Raw genomic sequence first — 20,804 nt, 5'->3', positions numbered from 1 at the left:
CTCAGGTCTCGTTGGGGAGATGGATTTCGTAGGGGTGCGAGAAATGGAACTCTTCGAGGTTGGAGCCGTCACCGCCGCGGTCGACGATGACGAAATCCTGCGCTTCGCCGAGCGGCGTCAGCACGCCGTGCCAGAGATTGCGCGGATAGTTGACGCCTTGCCCGGGTGCGGTGATGAAGGCGTGCGGCTCGCGCGGACCGTCCTTGCCGTCATGGCAGACGACGACCAGGAAAGGCCGCGGTGATAGCGGGATGAACGCCTGGCTGCCTAAGGGATGGCGCTCGACCATGGTCAGCTTCAGCGGCAGGTCGTAAGGCGTGCCGCGCGCCATCGAGATCAGCACGCAGGCATTCGGTCCCGCGGCTTCAGCGGTGGCGAGATTGTGGTAGCGCTCGGTCTTGCCGCCATTGATCGGGTAGTGATTGCCGCCGCCCATGTCGATGACATCGCCGAAGCCGGCAAAGCTTTCGCGCGTCAGCGGCCGCGCTGTGATGCGGGTCACCGCGCGCGACCGCCAATGCCCGCCCCGCCGAGCTTGGCGTGCCGGTTGACGTCCTTGTAAAGGAGATAGCGGAATTTGCCTGGGCCGCCCGCGTAGCAGGCCTGCGGGCAGAAGGCGCGCAGCCACATGAAGTCGCCGGCCTCGACCTCGACCCAGTCCTGGTTGAGGCGGTAGACCGCCTTGCCTTCCAAGACATAGAGCCCGTGCTCCATGACATGCGTCTCGGCAAACGGGATGACGGCGCCAGGCTCGAGCGTAACGATGGTGACATGCATGTCGTGGCGCATGTCGGCTGGATCGACGAAACGGGTCGTCGCCCAGCGACCCTCGGTGCCGGGCATCGGCGTCGGCGCCATTTGCTGGTCACTGCTGAACAGGACTTCCGGCGCGTCGATGCCGTCGACGGCCTCATAGGCCTTCCTGATCCAGTGGAAGCGTACGGCGTCGCGACCTTCGTTGCGCACCGTCCAGCCGCTGTCCGGCGGCAGGAAGGCAAAACCGCCGGCTTGCAGCACGTGCTTCTTGCCGGCCAGCGAAACGGTCAACTCGCCCTCAACCACGAACAGCACGCCCTCGGCGCCGGCGTCCGGCTCGGGCCGGTCGCTGCCGCCGCCGGGCAGGACCTCGACGATGTACTGCGAAAATGTCTCGGCGAAACCCGAAAGCGGCCTGGCGATGATCCAGGCCCTGGTCTCGTCCCAGAACGGCAGTGGGCTGGTGACGATGTCCTGCATCACTCCCTTCGGTATGACGGCATAGGCCTCGGTGAAGACGGCGCGGCCGGTCAAAAGCTCATTTTGGCCGGGATGGCCGCCATGCGGTGCATAATAGGTTTTCTGGTCAGTCTTGATCATATCCATTGGGTCCTGACCCCTCAGTCATTTCATTAGAGCGGGAGCATGTCTTTCAGGCGCAGCAGCGCGATGCGCTCGACCTGTTTGCAGGCGGTATCGAGTTCGACGCCACGGCTGTTGCCGATGCGCGCCTCGAACTCGGCGAGGATTTCCTCCTTGGTCTTGCCCCGCACCGCGATGATGAAGGGAAAGCCGAAGGTGGTGACGTAAGCGGCGTTGAGCTTGGAGAACAGTTCGCGTTCCTTGTCGGTCAGCGCGTCGAGTCCGGCGGAGGCCTGTTCTTTCGTCGATTCCGCAGTAAGTCGCTTGGCCTTGGCCAGTTTGCCGGCAAGGTCGGGATGGGCGTTGAGCACGCCGAGCCGTTCGGTCTCGCTGGCGGCGCGGAAGACACGGCACAGCGCATTATGCAGGCCGCCGGCGCTGTCATGCGCAGGCCCGAGCTCAAGCTCAAAGGCGCGTTCGGCGATCCAGGGCGAATGTTCGAATACGCCGCCGAATGTGTGTACGAAGGTCTCGAACTCCATCTTCGACGGCTTGAGCGCCGCCGGCTGGTAGGGATGGTGCTCCTGCCAGTGCCTGGCGATGTCGATGCGCCGCGCCAGCCAGACCTTGTCGTGCGATTTCACATAATCGACGAAGCGCTTCAGCGCCGCCACCCGGCCCGGCCGCCCGACGAGGCGGCAATGCAGGCCTATATTCATCATGCGTGGCCGCCCGGCCTTGCCTTCGGCACAGAGCGTGTCGAAACTGTCTTTCAAATAGGCAAAGAACTGATCGCCCGAATTGAAGCCTTGCGGCGTGGCGAAGCGCATGTCGTTGGCGTCGAGCGTGTAGGGAATGACGAGCTGCGTGCCGCCGCTGTGCTCGAACCAGTAGGGCAGTTCGTCATCGTAGGTGTCGGAGACATAGTCGAAGCCGCCCTCTTCGGCGACCAGCCGCACCGTATTGACCGAGGTGCGGCCGGTGTACCAGCCGGTCGGGCGCTGTCCCGTCACCTCGTAATGCAGCTTGATCGCCGCTTCGAGGTCACGGCGTTCGTCCTCGGCGCTGTGGTCGCGATAGTCGATCCATTTGAGCCCGTGCGAGGCCATTTCCCAGCCAGCGTCCTGCATCGCCGCCACCTGGTCGGGCGAGCGGGCAAGCGCTGAGGCGACGCCATAGCAGGTCACCGGCACGTCAGCCTCACTGAACAGGCGCAGCAGCCGCCAGAAGCCGGCGCGGGCGCCATATTCGTAGATCGATTCCATGTTCCAATGGCGCTGGCCCACCCAGGGCGCCGCGCCGACGATCTCCGACAGGAAGGCTTCGGAAGCCTTGTCGCCATGCAGCACGCAGTTTTCGCCGCCTTCCTCGTAGTTGACGACGAACTGCACGGCCACATGCGCGCCGCCTGGCCATTTCGGATCCGGTGGGTTGGCTCCGTAGCCGCGCATGTCTCTAGAGTAACGCATTGCCCCTCCTGCCGGACACCGCCGGAAGTTGTGATCAGGATAGTCGAAAGGGGTGCCTGCGCATTCCCCCGAAATTTTTGAAAGTGTTTTTGTGCCGCTCCGCTCGACCGGGACTTATGCATCGCCTTTAATTGGCGCACAATTCACTGCTTTGTTCGGCTGTATCGGAAATGGGAGGCGCCAGTGGCAGAAACGTCGAGAGCCGATGGCGGACGTCTGACGACGCATGTGCTCGACACCGCGACCGGCAAGCCGGCGGCGGGCCTGTCGATCGCGCTTTATCATCTTGAGAGCGACGCGCGGATACATTTGAAGACCATCGTCACAAATGCCGACGGCCGCTGCGATGCGCCGCTGCTGGCAGGAGCGGAATTCCGCCTCGGCGAATACGAACTGGTGTTCGCCGCCGGTGACTATCTACGCGGCCAGGGCACCAAACTGCCGGAACCGGCCTTCCTCGACAGTGTGCCGATCCGCTTCGGCATGGCGGAATCCGTGCATTATCACGTGCCGTTGCTTATCTCTCCTTATGGCTACTCGACCTACAGGGGGAGCTGACGCATGGCCAAGATCACAATACGCAACGAGATCCGCTTCATCCTCAATGGCAGGGATGTCGCGCTGTCGTCGGTGGCGCCCGACGCGACCTTGCTCGACTGGCTGCGGCTCGACCGCTCGATGCGCGGCACCAAGGAAGGCTGCGCCGAGGGCGATTGCGGCGCCTGCACGGTCCTGGTCGGAAAATTGTCCGCCGGCAAGCTGGTTTATGAAAGCGTCAACGCCTGCATCCGTTTCCTCGGTTCGCTCGACGGCACCCATGTCGTCACCGTCGAGCATCTGCGCGGCGCGCCTGGCCAATTGCATCCGGTGCAGCAGGCGATGGTCGATTTCCACGCTTCGCAATGCGGCTTCTGCACGCCGGGCTTCGTCATGTCGCTCTACGGCCTGTGGATGAAGTCGCCGGACCCGTCGAATGCGGCGATCGAGAAGGCCTTGCAAGGCAATCTTTGCCGCTGCACCGGCTATGAGGCAATCATGCGCGCCGCGCGTGCCATCTCCAGCTACGGCAAGGCGGCGAAGGATCCGCTGGCGGCCGAGCGCAAGGCGATCACCGCCAGGCTCGAGGCTATGCATGACGGTGCCCGCGTCGAAATCGGCGCCGGCAAGCAGCGGCTGGTTGTGCCGGCTGACGTCGACGATTTCGCCGCTGTACTGGACAAGGAGCCCGGCGCCACTGTTGTCGCCGGCTCGACCGACGTCGGCCTGTGGATCACCAAGCACATGCGCGACATCTCACCGGTAGTCTTCATCGGCAATCTCGAGGGGCTGTGCGCGATCTCCGAAGACAATGACGTCATCACCATCGGCGCCGGCGTCACCTACACCGACGCCTTCGCGACACTGGCCAAGCGCATCCCCGCGCTCGGGCCATTGTTCGACCGCATCGGCGGCGAACAGGTACGAAACATGGGCACCATCGGCGGCAACATCGCCAATGGCTCGCCGATCGGCGACACGCCGCCGCCCCTGATCGCGCTTGGTGCGCAACTGACGCTGCGCCGCGGCAAGAAGCGGCGCACCATCGCGCTCGAGGATTTCTTCATCGCCTATGGCAAGCAGGACCGGCAGCCAGGCGAATTCGTCGAGGCCGTGCACGTTCCCGTGCCGGCCAAGGGCACGAAGTTTGCCGTCTACAAGATCACCAAGCGCCGCGACGAGGACATCACCGCAGCCCTTGGCGCCTTTTTCCTCGACTTGGCCAAGGACGGAACCGTGGCCGATATATGCATCGCCTATGGCGGCATGGCGGCCACCCCGAAGCGGGCTTTCGGTGTCGAAAAAGCGCTGCTCGGCAAGCCGTGGACGGAGACAACGGTGGAAGCGGCCATGGCTGAATATGCCGGCGATTTCACCCCGCTGACCGATATGCGGGCATCGGCCGAATACCGGGCGCTGGCGGCCAGGAACCTGCTGCTGCGCTTTTTTGCCGAAACCAGCGGCAGCAAGGCGCCGTTCCAGGTGTCACGCAACGAGGCGGCCTGATGAACAAGCACGCCTCTCCAGATCTCAAGGCGCAGAAGATTTCCGGTGGCGTCGCCGCCGACCAGCGCCACGATTCCGCGCACAAGCATGTCAGCGGCAGCGCGGTCTATATCGACGATATGCCGGAACCGGCGGGCATGCTGCATGGCTGCCTCGGCCTGTCCACGGCGACGCATGCGACGATCAGCAAAATGGATCTGTCGGCGGTGCGCGCGGCGCCGGGCGTCGTCGATGTGCTGACGGCCAAGGACGTTCCGGGCGAAAATGACATTTCGCCGACCGGTCGACACGACGAGCCGGTGCTGGCCGACCACAAGGTGCAGTTTTATGGTCAGCCGATCTTCTGCGTTATTGCCAAGACGCGCGAACAGGCGCGCCGCGCCACCCGGCTGGCCAAGGTCGAATACAGTCCATTGCCTTTCGTCACCGACATTGGCGATCTCGACCCCCGCAAGGACAAGCTGGTCACGCCGCCGCTCACGCTGAAGCGTGGCGATGCCGCTGCCGCGATCAAGTCGGCGCCGCGCCGGCTGAAGGGCAAGATGCGCATCGGCGGCCAGGAGCATTTCTATCTCGAAGGCCATATCGCAGTGGCCATTCCTGGCGAGGACCAGGACGTCACCATCTATTCCTCGACCCAGCATCCGAGCGAAGTGCAGCATATGGTCAGCCATGCGCTGGGCGTGCCGAGCAATGCCATCACGGTGGAAATCCGCCGTATGGGCGGTGGCTTCGGCGGGAAGGAGACGCAAGGCAACCAGTTTGCGGCATTGGCGGCGATCGCCGCCAAGAAACACCATCGCGCGATCAAGATCCGGCCCGACCGTGACGACGACATGATTGCCACCGGCAAGCGCCATGACTTCCTCGTCGACTACGAAGTAGGTTTCGACGACGACGGCAACATTCTTGGCGTCGACTTCATGTTCGCGGCGCGTTGCGGCTTTTCATCGGACCTGTCCGGCCCGGTCACCGACCGCGCGCTGTTCCATTGCGACAACACCTATTTCTGGCCGGCGGTGCATGCGCAATCGGCGCCGCTTTACACCAACACCGTGTCGAACACGGCGTTTCGCGGCTTCGGCGGCCCGCAAGGCATGGTCGGCGCCGAACGCGTCATCGACGAGGTTGCCTTTGCCGTCGGCAAGGACCCGCTCGAAATCCGCAAGCAGAATTTTTATGGCACCAGTGGTGATAAAGACGGGGGCCGCAACGTCACCCCGTATCACCAGACGGTCGAGGACAACATCATCCACCGCATCGTCGCCGAGCTGGAGGCGAGCGCCGACTATGCGGGGCGCCGCCGCATCATCCAGGCCTTCAACGCCAACAGCCGCTTCATCAAGCGCGGCCTGGCGCTGACGCCGGTCAAATTCGGCATCTCTTTCACGGCCACCCACTACAACCAGGCCGGCGCGCTGGTGCATGTCTACACCGACGGTTCGGTGCATCTGAATCACGGCGGCACCGAGATGGGGCAAGGCCTCTACGTCAAGGTGGCCCAGGTGGTGGCGGAAGAGTTCCAGATCGACCTCGACCAGGTCAAGATCACCGCGACGACCACCGGCAAGGTGCCCAACACTTCGGCCACCGCGGCGTCGTCCGGCACCGACCTCAACGGCATGGCGGCGCAGAACGGCGCCCGCCAGATCAAGGAACGGCTGACCGACTTCGCCGCCGAAAAATACCAGGTGCCGCGCGAGCAGGTGCTTTTCCTGCCCAACCGGGTGCGCATCGGCAACCAGGAGATCGCCTTCACCGACCTTGTCAAGCAGGCCTATATGGCCCGCATCCAACTGTCGGCGGCGGGTTTTTACAAGACGCCGAAAATCCACTGGAACCGTGACAAGGGCGAGGGCCGTCCGTTCTATTATTTCGCCTATGGCGCCTCGTGCTCGGAAGTCTCGGTCGACACGCTGACCGGCGAATATGTCGTCGAGCGCACCGACATATTGCATGAAACCGGCCGCTCGCTGAACCGCGCCATCGATCTCGGCCAGATCGAGGGCGGCTTCATCCAGGGCATGGGCTGGCTGACGACGGAGGAGCTGTGGTGGGACGACAAGGGCCGGCTGCGCACGCATGCGCCGTCGACCTATAAGATCCCGCTCGCGTCCGACCGGCCGAAGATATTCAACGTCACGCTGGCCGACTGGCCGGAGGCCAACGAGCCGACGGTGCACCGTTCCAAGGCGGTCGGCGAACCGCCCTTCCCGCTCGGCATGTCTGTGCTGCATGCGCTGTCGGACGCGGTGGCAAGTGTGGCCGATCATAAGGTCTGTCCGCGTCTCGACGCTCCTGCAACACCAGAACGGGTGCTGATGGCGATCGAACGGCTGAAGGGTGAAGCCAAGAATAGCGCCTGACTCTGACCTGGATTCTGGCAAAACGTGCAATTCAGACTGAAAAACCCTATATTTCCCGTACGGGAATGCGAAATATGAAGTCGAAAGTGCAAAGCCTCAGAGCTTTTCTCGCCAGCGCCGGCCGGCTTGCTCTAGTCGAAGTGGCCGGCACCAAAGGCTCGACTCCGCGCGAGAAGGGCGCCTTCATGCTCGTATCGCAGGCGGCGATTTTTGGCACGATCGGCGGCGGTCAGCTCGAGTACATGGCGATCGACAAGGCGAGGCAGATGGTGGGGTCTTCACCCTCCCCCTTGTGGGGAGGGTCGACCGGCGAAGCCGGCCGGGGTGGGGGTGCGGACGATCGTGCCAAGCCACCCCGTTTCGCGGACGCCGCCACGCGGCGTCCGCTCACCGACCCTCCCCACAAGGGGGAGGGTAAAGAAGCCCGCATCGCGGTCGATGAAGTCCGCGCCACGCTTGACGTGCCGCTAGGTCCCGAGATCGGCCAGTGCTGCGGCGGGCGCGTCGAAGTCTTGATCCGTATCGTCGATGCCGCGCTTGCTGCCGAGCTGATCGCGGCCGCAGAAGCCGAGGAAGCCCACCTGCCGCATGTCTATATCTTCGGCGGCGGCCATGTCGGCCAGGCGCTGGCCTCGACCGTTGCACTTCTTCCCGTGCGTGGTGTCGTCATCGAGACGCGGGCCGAAGCGCTGGAAGGCATGCCGGAAACCGTCGAGACGCTGCTGACGCCGATGCCCGAGGCCGAGGTGCGAAACGCCCCCGCCGGCACCGCCTTCGCCATCCTCACCCACGACCATGCGCTGGATTTCCTCATCGTCGCCGAGGCGCTGAAGCGCGACGACGCGGCCTATGTCGGCATGATCGGCTCGAAAACCAAGAGAGCGACGTTCAGGAACTGGTTCCTGAAATCGGCGGATGGCACGGAGGCTGAGTTGGCCCGCCTCGTCTCCCCGATCGGCGGCGACGCCGTCAGGGACAAGCGCCCGCCGGTGATCGCGGCGCTCGCGGCAGCCGAGATCATGACGGCACTGGTCGTTCACAACACCGCGCCGAATGCCGACCATGAAGTCCAGCACAAGATGATGGCCGGCTAAGCTTCGGCGCGGCTAAGCAGGCCGCTTCAGGCCGAGATGATCTCGCAAGGTGCTGCCTTCGTATTCCCGACGGAACAGTCCGCGCCGCTGCAGTTCCGGCACCACCAGCGTGGCAAAGGCATCGAGCTCGCCGGGGAAGTATGACGGCATGACGTTGAAGCCGTCCGCGCCGCCGCCCTCGAACCGCGCCTGCAATTCGTCAGCGATCTGCGCCGGCGTGCCGACGATACGCCAATGGCCACGTGCGCCGGCGAAATGGCGCGCAAGCTGGCGGATCGACAGGCCGTCGCGGCGCGATTGTTCGATGACCAGCGCCTGGCGGCTTTTCATTCCCTCGGTCTCCGGCAGCTCGGGCATCGGTCCGTCGATCGGATAGCTCCCGAGATCGGAGATGCTGAGATAGCTGGACAGCAGCGCCACGCCGACATCGTCGGGGATCAGCGCCTGCAATTCCTCCTGTTTCTCCCGCGCTTCGGCCTCGGTTTCCGCCACCACGGGGGAGACGCCCGGCATGATCTTGATGTCGTCGGGCTGACGCCCATAGGCAGCCATACGGCCCTTGAGGTCGTCGTAAAAGCCCTTGGCTTCCTCGAGGGTCTGCGCCGCCGTGAACACGACGTCGGCGGTGCGGGCGGCAAGGTCGCGGCCGACATCCGAGGCGCCGGCCTGCACCATCACCGGCGCGCCCTGCGGCGAGCGCGGCAGGTCGAGCGGGTCGCGCACCGAAAAGCTCTGGCCGTTGTGACCGTGAAAGCCACTGCCTTGCCAAAGTCCTGATACCACCTCGGCGAATTCGCGCGCCCGCTCGTAGCGGTCGGCATGGGGTTTCAGGCCCATCGCGCCGAAATTGGCGGCTTCGATGGGGCTGGCCGACGTCACCAGGTTCCAGCCAGCCCGGCCACCACTCAGATGATCGAGCGACAGAAAGGTGCGCGCCAGACCGTAGGGCTCGTTGTAGCTGGTCGACGCCGTCGAAACGAGGCCGATGCCGCTGGTCTGCACGGCGAGCGCGGACAGCAGGCTGATCGGCTCGAAGCCGATCGAGCGTGAGGTCTGGCTGGCGATGCCGACATTGGCTTCGCGCAGACCGGCGGCGTCCTCGCAGAACACCATGTCGAACTTTGCCGCTTCCGCCGTGCGCGCCAGCTGGATGTAATGATCGATGTCGATGCCTGCCGTAACATGCGCCTTGGGGCGACGCCAGGCGGCGATGTGGTGGCCCGTCGCCCACAGGAAGGCGCCAAGCTTCATCTGGCGGGTCATTGCGTTCCTCCGGCAAATCCGAGATGCGAGCGCAAGATGGTGCCGGGATAATCCGGGCGGACGAGGCTGCGGCGCTGCAATTCCGGCAGCACGCGGCCGATGAAACCGTCAATCGCGGCAGGCGGTATTGCGATGTTGAACCCGTCGCAGCTTTGCGAGCTGAACAATGTTTCGAGCGCGTTAGCAGCGACATCTGCGCCAACGTTCAGCAGCAGCTTGACCGCACCCGGATCGCGTCCGCAGGCCACAACGCGGCGCTTGAGATCGTCATGGCGCGCCTTGGCGTCCTCTGTGGGTCTGTCCAGCAGGACGACATCGGCGGTGCGGGCGGCGATATCCAAGTCGGCCTCGGACAGGCCGGACAGCACCAGCACCGGCGTATCCTGCGGCGAGCGCGCGACGTTCAGCGGCCCGCGCACGGAGAAAAATTCGCCTTTGTGGTCGAGCAGGTGCATTTTTTCGGGATCGTGGAAGCGGCCGCCGGCCTTGTCGAACAGCAGCGCGTCGGCATCCCAGCCCTGCCACAGGCGCTGAACGATGCCAATGTATTCCTGCGTGCGGCGGCGGAACACATCGTCCGAAAATCCATCCGGCCGGCTGAAATTGGCGGCTTCCCCTGGCGCCTGCGCCATGGTCGCGTGCCAGCCGGCGCGGCCATGGCTGATGATGTCGAGCGAAGCAAAACGGCGCGCCAGATTGTACGGCTGGTGAGCGACCGTCGAGGCTGCAGCGACAAGGCCGATCCGACTTGTCACCGTCGCCAGCGCCGCCAGCAAGGTCGTCGCTTCGAAAGAACTCGACCCGGCGCTGTTCGGCGCGGAATCATCGAGGACAATCATGTCCAGCCCAGCCGCTTCCGCTTGCTTGGCAAAGCCGGCCAGGTCGCTAAACCCGAGCGGCTGCCCGGAAGTAATGTTGAGCGAAACGGCAAGATGCATTGTGGCTTGCTGGTCAGTCGGCATGGGACCATCGATCATAGGGCAGCGTATGCGACCCTAAGGTCACCTGCTTGTAAGACAACCCTGGCGACTGGGCCAACAGCCTCTCACCTGCCGGCCAGCAAATCCTTGATCAGCCGCTGGCAACGCTCGGCCATGAAGTCGAGCAGCAGCCGCACCTTGGGGTCTTGCAGCTTCTTGTGCGGATAGACGGCGGCGAACTGCACCGGCGTTGGCGGCGTGCTGGCCAGGATGACCTGCAGCCGCCGGTCGCGGATGAAGGGTTCCACCTCGAAGCGCGGCTTGTTGATGATGCCGCGGCCCGACAGCGCCCAGCCGGTCAGCACATCGCCATCGTCGGTGTCGTAGGGGCCGTGCACCTCGAATTTCTGCGGGCCGGACGGCGTCTGCAGCGTCCAGACATATTCGCGCGCCCCGGAATAGCGCAGCATCAGGCAGTCGTGCTTCTTGCCGATCAGCTCCTGTGGCGCCACCGGCTCGCCGCGCGCTTCAAGATATTTCGGTGCCGCCACCAGCACGCGTTCACATTCCATGATGCCGCGCATCCGCAGGCTGGAATCCTCAATGATGCCGAGCTTGAAGGCGACGTCGATGCCTTCCTTCATGATGTCGATATTGTGGTCGGAGAGCCTCAGCCGCACCTCGATATCGGGGTATTTGTCGTGGAAATCCGGAATGCCCGACGCAACCAGCCGCCGTCCAAGGCCGAGCGGGGCGGTCACCTTGATGGTGCCGCGCGGCTGGCCGGAAAGAGCCGAGACCGCGGCTTCCGCCTCGGTGATCGCCTCCAGCACCTGCTTGGCGCCGGAGTAGAACACCGTGCCATGCTCCGTCGGCATCAATTGCCGTGTGGTGCGGTTGAACAGCCGCACGCCGAGGTGTTTTTCCAGCTCCTTGATGCGGTTGGAGGCGACCGCCGGCGAAATGCGCATGTCGCGGCCCGCCGCCGAGAGATTACCAAGCTCGACGACGCGGACGAAGACGGCGATGTTGTCGAGATAGGCCATTCGTGGCTCTTTATGTGGCGGCGTACGTGGTCAGCCTAGTATTTTCCATTTTTTTTTGAAAGTCATCGTACACCTCGCCTCTTTTCGTTTGCGCCCCACACCGTAAAGTCAGCCGATCGGCAGGGACGATTTCACATGATGGATTTCGCGATTTTCTGGGACTGGCTGAGTTTCGCCGTGCGCTGGCTGCACGTCGTCACCGGCATCGCCTGGATCGGCTCGTCCTTCTATTTCGTCGCGCTCGACCTTGGCCTGCGCCAGCGCCCCGGCATGCCGGTCGGCGCATTCGGCGAGGAATGGCAGGTGCATGGCGGCGGCTTCTACCACGTCCAGAAATATCTGGTGGCGCCGGCCGAAATGCCGGAACACCTGACCTGGTTCAAGTGGGAATCCTACGCCACCTGGCTGTCCGGCTTCGCCATGCTGTGCGTGGTCTACTATGCCGGCGCCGATTTGTTCCTGATCGACCCCAATGTGCTGCCGATGTCGGTGCCGGTCGGCATCCTTTTGTCGATGGCCACCATCGGCGTCGGCTGGGTAGTCTACGATCTGCTCTGCCGCTCGCCGCTCGGCAAAAGTGACACCGGACTGATGCTGGTGCTCTATGGCGTGCTGGTGTTCATCGCCTGGGGTCTGACGCATCTGTTCACCGGCCGCGCCGCTTTCCTGCATCTGGGCGCCATCACCGCCACGATCATGTCGGCCAATGTCTTCATGGTGATCATTCCAAACCAGAAGATCGTCGTCGCCGACCTGATTGCCGGCCGCAAGCCCGACCCGAAATACGGCAAGATCGCCAAGCAGCGCTCGCTGCACAACAATTACCTGACGCTGCCCGTGCTGTTCCTGATGCTGTCGAACCACTATCCGCTGGCGTTTGCGACGGAGTTCAACTGGGTCATCGCCTCGCTGGTGTTCATCATCGGCGTCTTGATCCGGCACTATTTCAACACCGTGCACAAGCGTGCCGGCAATCCGCACTGGACCTGGATGGCAGCTGCCGTTCTGTTCATGATCATCATGTGGCTGTCGACAGCGCCGAAAATACTGACCGGCGAGCCCAAGGCATCCGCCGCGGCCGAAGTCTATATCGCCTCGTCGCATTTCCCGGCGGTGCGCGACACCGTGCTTGGCCGCTGCTCGATGTGCCATACGGCCGAGCCGGTCTATGAAGGCATCTACCATGCGCCGAAGGGCGTGATGCTCGACACCGACGCCGGCATTGCCGAGCATGCGCGTGAAATCTATTTGCAGGCCGGGCGCAGCCACGCCATGCCGCCCGCCAACGTCACCCAGATCAGCGACAAGGAACGGGCGCTGCTGGTCGCCTGGTTCGAAGGCGCAGGGAAATAGGGATGACCTCCACACTTCTGCGCGGCCGCACCCTAAGTTTTTTGCGCTGGCCCGAAGCCATCGACGACCATGCCGCCTGGCGCTATGAGGAGGATGGCGGCCTGCTGATCCGCGACGGCCGGATCGTTGCCGTAGGCAGCTACACGGAAGTCGAAAAGCAAGCGGGCGACGGTGCGAAAAAGATCGATCATCGGCCGCATCTGCTGCTGCCCGGCTTCATCGATGCGCATGCGCATTTTCCGCAGATGCAGGTCATTGCCTCCTACGGCGCCGAACTGCTCGACTGGCTGAACACCTACACCTTTCCCGAAGAGACCAAATTCGCCAACGCTCAGCATGGCCGCCGCATCGCCCGGCTGTTCCTGGACGAGATGGTGCGCCACGGCACGACGACGGTCGCCGCCTACTGCTCGGTGCACAAGGCGTCTGCCGAAGCGTTCTTTGCCGAATCGCATGCGCGCGGCATGCTCAACATTGCCGGCAAGGTGATGATGGATCGAAACGCGCCGGCAGGCGTGCTCGACACGCCGCAATCCGGCTATGACGATACGAAGGCACTGATTGCGGAATGGCACGGCAAGGGCCGCCAGCTTTATGCGATCACGCCGCGCTTCGCCATCACCTCTTCGCCCGAACAGTTGGAGATGTCGGGCGCGCTCTGCCGCGAGCATCCCGATCTGCATATGCAGACGCATCTGTCGGAAAACCACGCCGAAATCGCCTTCACGCAAAAACTCTATCCGCAGGCGCGCGACTACACCGATGTCTACGAGCAGTATGGCCTGCTGGGGCCAAAGAGCCTGTTCGGCCACTGCATCCATCTCTCGGAACGCGAGGCCGATGCGCTGTCGGACAGCGGCTCGGTGGCGGTGTTCTGCCCGACCTCGAACCTGTTCCTCGGCTCTGGCCTGTTCGATTACCAGCGCTTTCGGGGCCGCGACAAGCCGCTGCGCATCGCCGCGGCCAGCGATGTCGGCGGCGGCACCAACTATTCGATGCTGCGCACCATGGACGAGGGCTACAAGGTGATCGCGCTGACTGGCGAAAAGCTGAACCCGTTCCAGTCCTTCTGGCAATTAACACGTGGCAATGCCGAGGCGCTGTCTATGGCGGACAAGGTCGGCACGCTGGATGAAGGCACCGATGCCGACATCACCGTGCTCGACGCCCGCGCCACGCCGGCGATGCGGCTGAGGATGGAGACTGCGGAGACGCTGGCGGAGGAGTTGTTCCTGCTGCAGACATTGGGCGACGACCGCGCGGTGCGCGAGGTCTATGTTGCGGGGCGGCCAGCCAAGAGTGATATGATCGCGGGTTAGGACTCATCATCCGCGCGGGACAAGATGATGATTGCGCCTGGTTGCCAAGAGGTTCCCCCACTCCGTCGCCGCTTCGCGGCGCCAACTCTCCCCCCTCCGGAGGGAGAGGAAGGGAGCCTTTGCTTCGGAGGACGGGCGCCGGTTCGGACAGCTTTGCGCCCTTCCTCTACCCCGTCGATCGGGGGAGAGGTGTCGAGAGAAGCTCGACGGAGTGGGGGGCGACCCTGGCGGGGCAAGACCACCACCGCGACGAGACCTTGACCGGGCGGAGCTTGTCGTACACACGATTTGTGACGATTTCGGAGAACAAAAATGGCCGCCGCAGACGACATCGCTCTGATCCAGAAACAGGAAGAGACGCTGGTCTTCCCGGCCTTCGACGAGGCCGTCGCCTTCAAGGTCGGCGCGGCGATCCGCGAGCGGGCGCTGGCCGAAAAGCTGCCCATCATTGTCGATATCAGGCTGTGGGATCGGCCGCTGTTTTATGCCGCGATGCCCGGTTCAAACGCCTCCAACCCCGACTGGGCACGACGCAAGATCAATGTGGTCAAGCGCTACCTCAGGAGCACCTATCGCCTGGTGCTGGAACAGCAGCGACCGGACCGCACCTTCAAGGTCGGCGAGGGGCTGGATATTGCTGATTACGTACTGGCCGGCGGCGGGTTTCCGGTGACTGTAAAGGGGGCTGGCGTGATCGGCGTCATCGCCGTCTCCGGCCTGCCGGAACGCCAGGACCACGGCGTCGTCGTCGATGCACTGTGCAATCATCTCGGCGTTGATCGGACACAATTGGCGCTGCCGCCGGAAGATAAATCGTGACGCTAGCGCTGCCCCTCATCCGCCTGCCGGCACCTTCTCCCCGTATAGTGACGGGGAGAAGAGAAGCACCCCAACGCCGGCGAACCCCTCTCCCCGTCTCTATACGGGGAGAGGGTAAGGGTGAGGGGCGGCGCCGGCTTTTCGGAAGCTCGCAAACCGCGGATGGCGGCCAATTATGACCGTGCTCGACCCAAAATCCTTTCTCATCTCGATCTTCAATGCCGCCGTTGCCGCTGCCGATCCTGAACGGACCATCCGGGATCATCTGCCGGCCAGGCCGAAGGGGCGGACCATTGTCATTGGCGCCGGCAAGGGATCGGCGCAGATGGCGGCGGCATTCGAGAAGGTGTGGGACGGGCCGATCGAAGGGCTGGTCGTCACCCGCTACGGCTATGGCGCCAAATGCGAGCGCATCGAAATCATCGAGGCGGCACATCCGGTGCCGGACGCTGCCGGTCTTGAGGCGTCGCGGCGCCTGCTCGAAAAGGTGCAAGGGCTGACTGCGGACGACCTGGTAGTGGCGCTGATATCGGGCGGAGGATCGGCGCTGCTGCCGTCGCCTGCCGCCGGCCTGACGCTCGCCGATGAAACCGCCGTCAACGAGGCGCTGCTTGCCTCCGGCGCGCCGATCGCGGCGATGAACACAATCCGCAAGCATCTCTCGACCATCAAGGGCGGCCGGCTGGCAGCTGCCGCCTGGCCGGCCAGACTGGTATCACTGGTTGTCTCTGACATTCCCGGCGACAACCCGGCGCTGGTGGCCTCCGGCCCGACCGTGCCCGACTCCGGCAACCGGGCCGATGCGCTGGCCTCGATAGCGGCCTACGGCATGAAACTGCCCGACGCCGTCATGGCGCACATCAACTCGCCAGAGGCCGATGCGCCAGATCTGGATGACCAGCGCTTTTCACGCAATGAAGTGCACCTGATCGCCTCGGCTGGCGTGTCGCTGGAAGCGGCAGCCGCTGAGGCAAAACGGCAGGGCATCGAAGCCGTCATCCTCTCCGATTCCATCGAGGGCGAGGCGCGCGAGGTCGGTGGCGTGCATGCAGCCATTGCGCGCGAAGTGGCGACGCGCAACCGGCCGTTCAAAAAGCCGGTGCTGATCCTGTCCGGCGGCGAGACGACCGTGACCTTGCGGGCCCCTGTTGACGGAAAAAGGGGCAAGGGCGGCCGCAACTCCGAATTCCTGCTCGCCTTTGCCATCGGCATCAGCGGCGCGGAAGGTATTCATGCACTGGCCGCCGATACCGACGGCATCGATGGCTCGGAAGACAATGCCGGCGCCTTTGCCGATGGCTCGACCGTCTCGCGCATGCGTGCCGCCGGCGTCGACGCCAAGGCGATGCTGGCCGGCAACAATGCCTGGACGGCGTTCAACGCGATCGGCGATCTGTTCGTGCCGGGGCCGACGGGTACGAATGTGAATGATCTGAGGGCAATCCTGATCAGTTAATTCGGCCGTGGCGGCCGAAGTTTCCAACGTTGGATTCACGACCGTAGGTGATTGGCTGAAGCAACTCAGCTTCGTCGCTGCGGCTTTCGCTCATCTCACGACCCCATCAGCCGCTTCACCTCTTTCATATCCTTTAGGAACCGCTCGCGCTCAGCCTCCTTGTCCGTCGGCTCGTGAATGCGCAGGATAAAGGAGGGGTGGATGGTGATGAACACGCGCAAGCCATCCTCGCGTTCGATCAACTGGCCGCGCATTTTCGTCACGGCAATGGCCTTGCCCAGCAGCGACAACGCCGCCGTTGCCCCAAGCGCCACGGCGAGGTCCGGCTTGATCAGCTCAAGCTCCCGGCCGATCCACCAGCGGCAGGCCTGGACTTCGCCGGTATTTGGCTTCGAGTGGATGCGGCGCTTGCCGCGCGGCTCGAACTTGAAGTGCTTGACGGCGTTGGTGACGTAGACTTTTTGCCGGTCGACGCCTGCGTCATCGAGAATCGCATCGAACACTTTGCCCGCTGGCCCGACAAAAGGTTTGCCGGCGAGATCTTCCTGATCGCCAGGTTGTTCGCCGACGAAGACCACTTTGGCGTCATCCGGCCCCTCGCCGAACACGGTCTGTGTCGCGTCGCGCCAGAGCGGGCAGCGACGACAACCCTTTGCAGCCTCGCGCAAATCGGAAATCGTCTTGGCATCGTCTTCATCCGGCGCCTCGGCCGGCTCGGGCTTCGGCCAATGTCTTGCCTGCAGCTTGGCGTGGTGCGGCGCCGGCGTTGTCGGCAGTCTGGCAATCATATCCCTGGCGGCCTCGTCCGCTCCTGCGATCAGATCTGGAATGAGCGAGGCCTCGGGAAGGTTCCGCCAATATTTCTTCGGCATCTCCTTCTGCATCGCCTTCACCTTGAGCCGCGCCGGGTTGAAGATGTTTTCGAAATAGGTCAGCCACAACGCCTCGGTGTCGTCCTGATCGGGTGCATCGCCCTTGGCCGCACCCGGCCCGATCGCCAGCCTTTCGCCGTTCCAGTCGGCGGAGGCATAGGGCGTCAGGATGGTCCAGCGCATGCCGGTGAACCGCCGGACGAAGAAATCCGCGTTGCGCTCGACAATGAAATGCTCCGGCTCGAACCAGGCGACGTAGCGCTCGTTCTCGCCGTCGCCGATCTTCCGGAAGCGTACGAAGGCATGCATCTTATGGCTGTCGCGCCGCACCGCCTTTTCCATGGCTTCGAGCCGCCTGGTGTCGGGATCGGATGCGATCGCCAGCAGTTTCGGCTCGGTGCGCAGGCGCCAAAGCATCCAGTAGAGAAAGGCAAACCGGCCGGGGTCGGAGTGGCAGAAGGCGGTTTCGGCATGGGCGATGAACTCGCGCGGGACGGTAAGCTGCGCGCCCTCTGGCACCGCCGGCAAGGCATCTTGAGGATCATTGGCGTCGGACCCGACACCCCAACTAATATCCTCAGGCCGGACCTCATTCAGCGCCAGACGCCGTGCCGCATCGCGCCAACCGGCGAAATCGGTCTGGCTCGCTAGCCGGACAGTGTATCGGGCAAGGTCGAGCTGAGCCGGCTGCATGGTCAAAACAGCGACAGTTGTTCGCAGGACTTTACGATCGTGTCGCGCAGGCCTGTCTTGTCGGTGAGTCCGCCCGGCGACCAGCCTTCGGCGATGATGAAGGGCCTCAGCTTGGCGATCGAATGGCAGATCCGTCCGACATCTTCCAGCCGCATGCGTCGGTGGCGGCGGGTTTCAAGGATCTTCGCCACCACCTTGGTGCCCAGACCCGGAACCCGCAGCAGCGCTTCGCGGTCGGCGCGGTTGATGTCGACGGGAAACCTCGCCCGATTGCGCAAAGCCCAGGCGAGCTTGGGGTCAATGGCGAGATCGAGCATGCCGTCGCTGCTGCCGGCGAGGATTTCCGGCTGCGAAAAGCCGTAGAAACGCATCAGCCAGTCGGCCTGATAGAGCCGGTGCTCGCGCATCAGCGGCGGTTTTTGCAGCGGCAGCGACGATGACGAATCCGGGATCGGGCTGAAGGCGGAATAATAGACGCGCCGCAGGTGATAGCTGCCATAGAGCCGCGCGCTGGTGTGCAAAATGCCGTCGTCGGATGTTTTGTCGGCGCCGACAATCATCTGCGTCGATTGACCTCCGGGCGCAAAGCGTTCGCGCTTCTTGGTCCTCAGCGTCGGCTCGGCTTTTTCCTCCATCTTCCGGCGCAGGTTCGCCATGGAAAGCCGGATCGTTTCCGGCTTCTTCTCCGGCGCCAGTTTCTTGACGCCCTCATCGGTCGGCAGTTCGACGTTGATAGACAGCCGATCGGCGTAGAGCCCGGCCTGCTCGACCAGTTCGGCCGAGCTTTCCGGAATGGTCTTCAGATGAATATAGCCGGAGAATTTTTCGTCCAGCCGCAGCCGCCGCGCCACTTCCACCATTTCGGCCATGGTCTCGTCCGGGGAGCGGATGACTCCTGAGGACAGGAAGAGGCCCTCGATGTAGTTGCGCCGGTAGAAATCCATGGTCAGCTTCACCACCTCGTCGATGCTAAAGCGGGCGCGGCGCACATTCGATGACGAGCGGTTGATGCAGTAGCTGCAATCGTAAATGCAGAAATTGGTGAGCAGGATTTTCAGGAGCGAAATGCAGCGGCCATCCGGCGCATAGGAATGGCAGATGCCCATGCCTTCTGTGGAGCCGATACCGCCGGATTGGAGCGAATCCTTCTTCGCCGAGCCGGACGAGGCGCAGGAAGCATCGTATTTGGCGGCGTCAGACAGGATTGCCAGCTTTTCACGGACGGTGGGTGCGCTCATCCGTTCATGATATGTTCTTGAAGGCTGCAGCGCCACGTCATTTGATGCAGGCGGCGAAAAAGTAATCGCCGCCTGATCGTCGGGCTAGCAGGACGACTGCCCGAGTTCCAGGCGGTCTCTCAGACCTCGTGGAGGTAGAGGTGGTAATCCAGCTCGCTGACGGTGCGGGCGACGCGCAGATACTCCGACTGCTTGATCGCCACGAAGGTGCGATGCAGATCCTCGCCAAGCGCCTCTTTCAGGAAGCTCGATGCCCGCGCCGCCTCGATCGCAGCGCGCCAGTCGACCGGCATGGTCGTGCGCGTGATGGCGGCTTCATAGCCATTCCCAGTGGTTTCGGGGCCGGGGTCGAGGCCTTCATCCAGACCCTTGATGATGCCGGCCAGCACCGTTGCCGCGATCAGGTAGGGATTGGCGTCGACACCCGACGGCCGGTGCTCGATGCGCCGGTTCTTGGCGTCGCCCGCCGGGATGCGCAGCGCCACCGAACGGTTGTTGACGCCCCAGGTCGGCGCCACCGGCGCATAGGACTGCGAGACGAAGCGCCGCCAGGAATTGGCGTGCGGCGCAAACACCAGCATCGATTCGGCCATGGTCTGGATCAGCCCGCCGAGCCCCTGCAGCAGCGGCAGCGACCAGCTTTCGCCGCCAGCCTCGGCAAAAACGTTGCGGCCGTTCTTGTCCTGCAACGAAACATGGAAATGCATGCCGGAGCCGGCGTATTTTTCGATCGGCTTGGCCATGAAGCAGGCGGTGACACCATGGCGGCGCGCCTGCGCCCGCACCAGCCGCTTCAACATGACGAGGTCGTCGGCCGCCCGCATGACATCCTTGCGATAGTTCAGCGTCAGCTCGTACTGGCCGGGCGCGTATTCGGAAATCACCGTTTCGGCCGGAATGCCTTGCGCCTTAGACGCGGCATAGATGTCGGAAAACAGCGGCTCCATGCCGTGCAGATGGTCGACGGAATAGACTTCCGTCTTGGCCGAGCGGCGGCCGTCGAGCACGGCGTCCGCCGGCTTTACCTTGCCGTCGGCGTCACGCTGATTGGCAAGCAGGAAAAATTCGAGTTCGAAGGCGCCGGCGGGATAGAGGCCCTTGGCCGCCAAGATGTCGACCTGCCTGGCCAGCGCCAGCCGTGGGTCCGACGACATAGGCTGTCCCTCGAGATGGTACATCGCCATCAGCAACTGGCCGCGCGGCGGGTTCGTGCCGTAAAGCGGCACCAGGGTGCCGGGGATCGGCCAGGCCCTGAGGTCGCCATCGCCGGTCGTCCAGATCAGCCCGGTTTCGTGAACATCCTCGCCGGTGATGTCGAGGCCGAGGATCGAGATCGGCATGTGACGGCCGCCCTCGAAGATGCTTTTCAGCTCATGCCGGCGCACGATCTTGCCGCGGCCGACCCCGTTGGCGTCGGTCAAGACGATATCGAAGGCTTCGATTTCGGGATGGGCGTCGAGAAAGGCTTGCGCCTCGGCGGGCGTCGAGCCCGAAGGTGAAGTCATGATTAGTGTA

17 protein-coding genes are annotated in these 20,804 nt (G+C 63.7%); 8 read left to right on the top strand and 9 right to left on the bottom strand.

Annotation, left to right across the window (positions count from 1 at the left end; all coding sequences use genetic code 11):
• Window position 1 precedes the first annotated feature (1 nt).
• The 3 genes from ACYG97_RS25960 to puuE are packed head-to-tail and all read right to left on the bottom strand — an operon-like array spanning window position 2 to window position 2,807.
• Entirely contained in the window at window positions 2-502 is a 501-nt protein-coding gene (locus ACYG97_RS25960) for an ureidoglycolate lyase (RefSeq protein WP_023732614.1), read from the bottom strand.
• Entirely contained in the window at window positions 499-1,356 is an 858-nt protein-coding gene (locus ACYG97_RS25955) for a bifunctional allantoicase/(S)-ureidoglycine aminohydrolase (RefSeq protein WP_460221618.1), read from the bottom strand. Before ACYG97_RS25955 ends, ACYG97_RS25960 begins: the two co-directional genes overlap by 4 nt.
• 32 nt (window positions 1,357-1,388) lie before the next feature.
• On the bottom strand, window positions 1,389-2,807 hold the full coding sequence (gene puuE / locus ACYG97_RS25950; protein WP_023732615.1) for an allantoinase PuuE: 1,419 nt from the start codon (window positions 2,805-2,807) through the stop codon (window positions 1,389-1,391).
• Window positions 2,808-2,990: 183 nt separating this feature from the next.
• On the opposite strand from puuE, the gene uraH reads away from it, so the two are divergent.
• The 4 genes from uraH (at window position 2,991) to xdhC (ending at window position 8,310) form a co-directional block, all read left to right on the top strand.
• A complete protein-coding gene (gene uraH / locus ACYG97_RS25945; RefSeq protein ID WP_023683492.1) occupies window positions 2,991-3,365 on the top strand; it encodes a hydroxyisourate hydrolase in 375 nt (124 codons plus the stop codon).
• A 3-nt stretch (window positions 3,366-3,368) separates the two neighbouring features.
• The gene (gene xdhA, locus ACYG97_RS25940) at window positions 3,369-4,850 is read left to right on the top strand and encodes a xanthine dehydrogenase small subunit (protein WP_023732616.1); all 1,482 of its coding nucleotides are present in this window, start codon (window positions 3,369-3,371) and stop codon (window positions 4,848-4,850) included.
• Complete coding sequence (gene xdhB / locus ACYG97_RS25935; protein ID WP_023732617.1) at window positions 4,850-7,216, top strand: xanthine dehydrogenase molybdopterin binding subunit; 2,367 nt, start codon at window positions 4,850-4,852, stop codon at window positions 7,214-7,216. The genes xdhA and xdhB overlap by 1 nt, the downstream gene beginning before the upstream one ends.
• A 74-nt stretch (window positions 7,217-7,290) precedes the next feature.
• Window positions 7,291-8,310: a xanthine dehydrogenase accessory protein XdhC gene (gene xdhC, locus ACYG97_RS25930; RefSeq protein WP_460221617.1), complete on the top strand. Its 1,020-nt coding sequence runs from the start codon at window positions 7,291-7,293 to the stop codon at window positions 8,308-8,310.
• A 12-nt stretch (window positions 8,311-8,322) separates the two neighbouring features.
• Here the strand turns inward: xdhC and ACYG97_RS25925 are convergent, their stop codons facing one another.
• From ACYG97_RS25925 to ACYG97_RS25915, 3 genes are all read right to left on the bottom strand, one after another.
• The gene (locus ACYG97_RS25925) at window positions 8,323-9,573 is read right to left on the bottom strand and encodes an LLM class flavin-dependent oxidoreductase (RefSeq protein WP_023732619.1); all 1,251 of its coding nucleotides are present in this window, start codon (window positions 9,571-9,573) and stop codon (window positions 8,323-8,325) included.
• Window positions 9,570-10,511 carry an LLM class flavin-dependent oxidoreductase gene (locus tag ACYG97_RS25920; protein WP_023711322.1) on the bottom strand — a complete coding sequence of 314 codons (942 nt, stop codon included), beginning with the start codon at window positions 10,509-10,511 and terminating at the stop codon, window positions 9,570-9,572. Before ACYG97_RS25920 ends, ACYG97_RS25925 begins: the two co-directional genes overlap by 4 nt.
• Window positions 10,512-10,618: 107 nt before the next feature.
• Window positions 10,619-11,539, bottom strand: coding sequence for a LysR family transcriptional regulator (locus ACYG97_RS25915; protein WP_023711323.1), 921 nt, complete (start codon window positions 11,537-11,539; stop codon window positions 10,619-10,621).
• A 135-nt stretch (window positions 11,540-11,674) separates the two neighbouring features.
• On the opposite strand from ACYG97_RS25915, the gene ACYG97_RS25910 reads away from it, so the two are divergent.
• The 4 genes from ACYG97_RS25910 to ACYG97_RS25895 all read left to right on the top strand — a co-directional run bounded on the left by ACYG97_RS25910 (window position 11,675) and on the right by ACYG97_RS25895 (window position 16,486).
• The gene (locus tag ACYG97_RS25910) at window positions 11,675-12,892 is read left to right on the top strand and encodes a urate hydroxylase PuuD (protein ID WP_023711324.1); all 1,218 of its coding nucleotides are present in this window, start codon (window positions 11,675-11,677) and stop codon (window positions 12,890-12,892) included.
• 2 nt (window positions 12,893-12,894) lie between these two features.
• Entirely contained in the window at window positions 12,895-14,211 is a 1,317-nt protein-coding gene (gene guaD / locus ACYG97_RS25905) for a guanine deaminase (protein ID WP_023711325.1), read from the top strand.
• A gap of 312 nt (window positions 14,212-14,523) precedes the next feature.
• Window positions 14,524-15,030: a heme-degrading domain-containing protein gene (locus ACYG97_RS25900; RefSeq protein WP_023732620.1), complete on the top strand. Its 507-nt coding sequence runs from the start codon at window positions 14,524-14,526 to the stop codon at window positions 15,028-15,030.
• 175 nt (window positions 15,031-15,205) lie between these two features.
• The gene (locus ACYG97_RS25895) at window positions 15,206-16,486 is read left to right on the top strand and encodes a glycerate kinase type-2 family protein (protein WP_023732621.1); all 1,281 of its coding nucleotides are present in this window, start codon (window positions 15,206-15,208) and stop codon (window positions 16,484-16,486) included.
• A 95-nt stretch (window positions 16,487-16,581) separates the two neighbouring features.
• On the opposite strand, the gene ACYG97_RS25890 is transcribed toward ACYG97_RS25895, so the two are convergent.
• From ACYG97_RS25890 to ACYG97_RS25880, 3 genes are all read right to left on the bottom strand, one after another.
• Window positions 16,582-18,051, bottom strand: coding sequence for a UdgX family uracil-DNA binding protein (locus ACYG97_RS25890; protein ID WP_023732622.1), 1,470 nt, complete (start codon window positions 18,049-18,051; stop codon window positions 16,582-16,584).
• 2 nt (window positions 18,052-18,053) lie between these two features.
• Entirely contained in the window at window positions 18,054-19,289 is a 1,236-nt protein-coding gene (locus ACYG97_RS25885; RefSeq protein WP_023694722.1) for a putative DNA modification/repair radical SAM protein, read from the bottom strand.
• A gap of 119 nt (window positions 19,290-19,408) precedes the next feature.
• On the bottom strand, window positions 19,409-20,794 hold the full coding sequence (locus tag ACYG97_RS25880) for a glutamine synthetase family protein (RefSeq protein WP_023732623.1): 1,386 nt from the start codon (window positions 20,792-20,794) through the stop codon (window positions 19,409-19,411).
• Window positions 20,795-20,804: the final 10 nt, after the last annotated feature.

It is taken from the genome of Mesorhizobium sp. W067, assembly GCF_054719525.1.
This window is presented reverse-complemented; position numbering and strand designations above follow the sequence as displayed.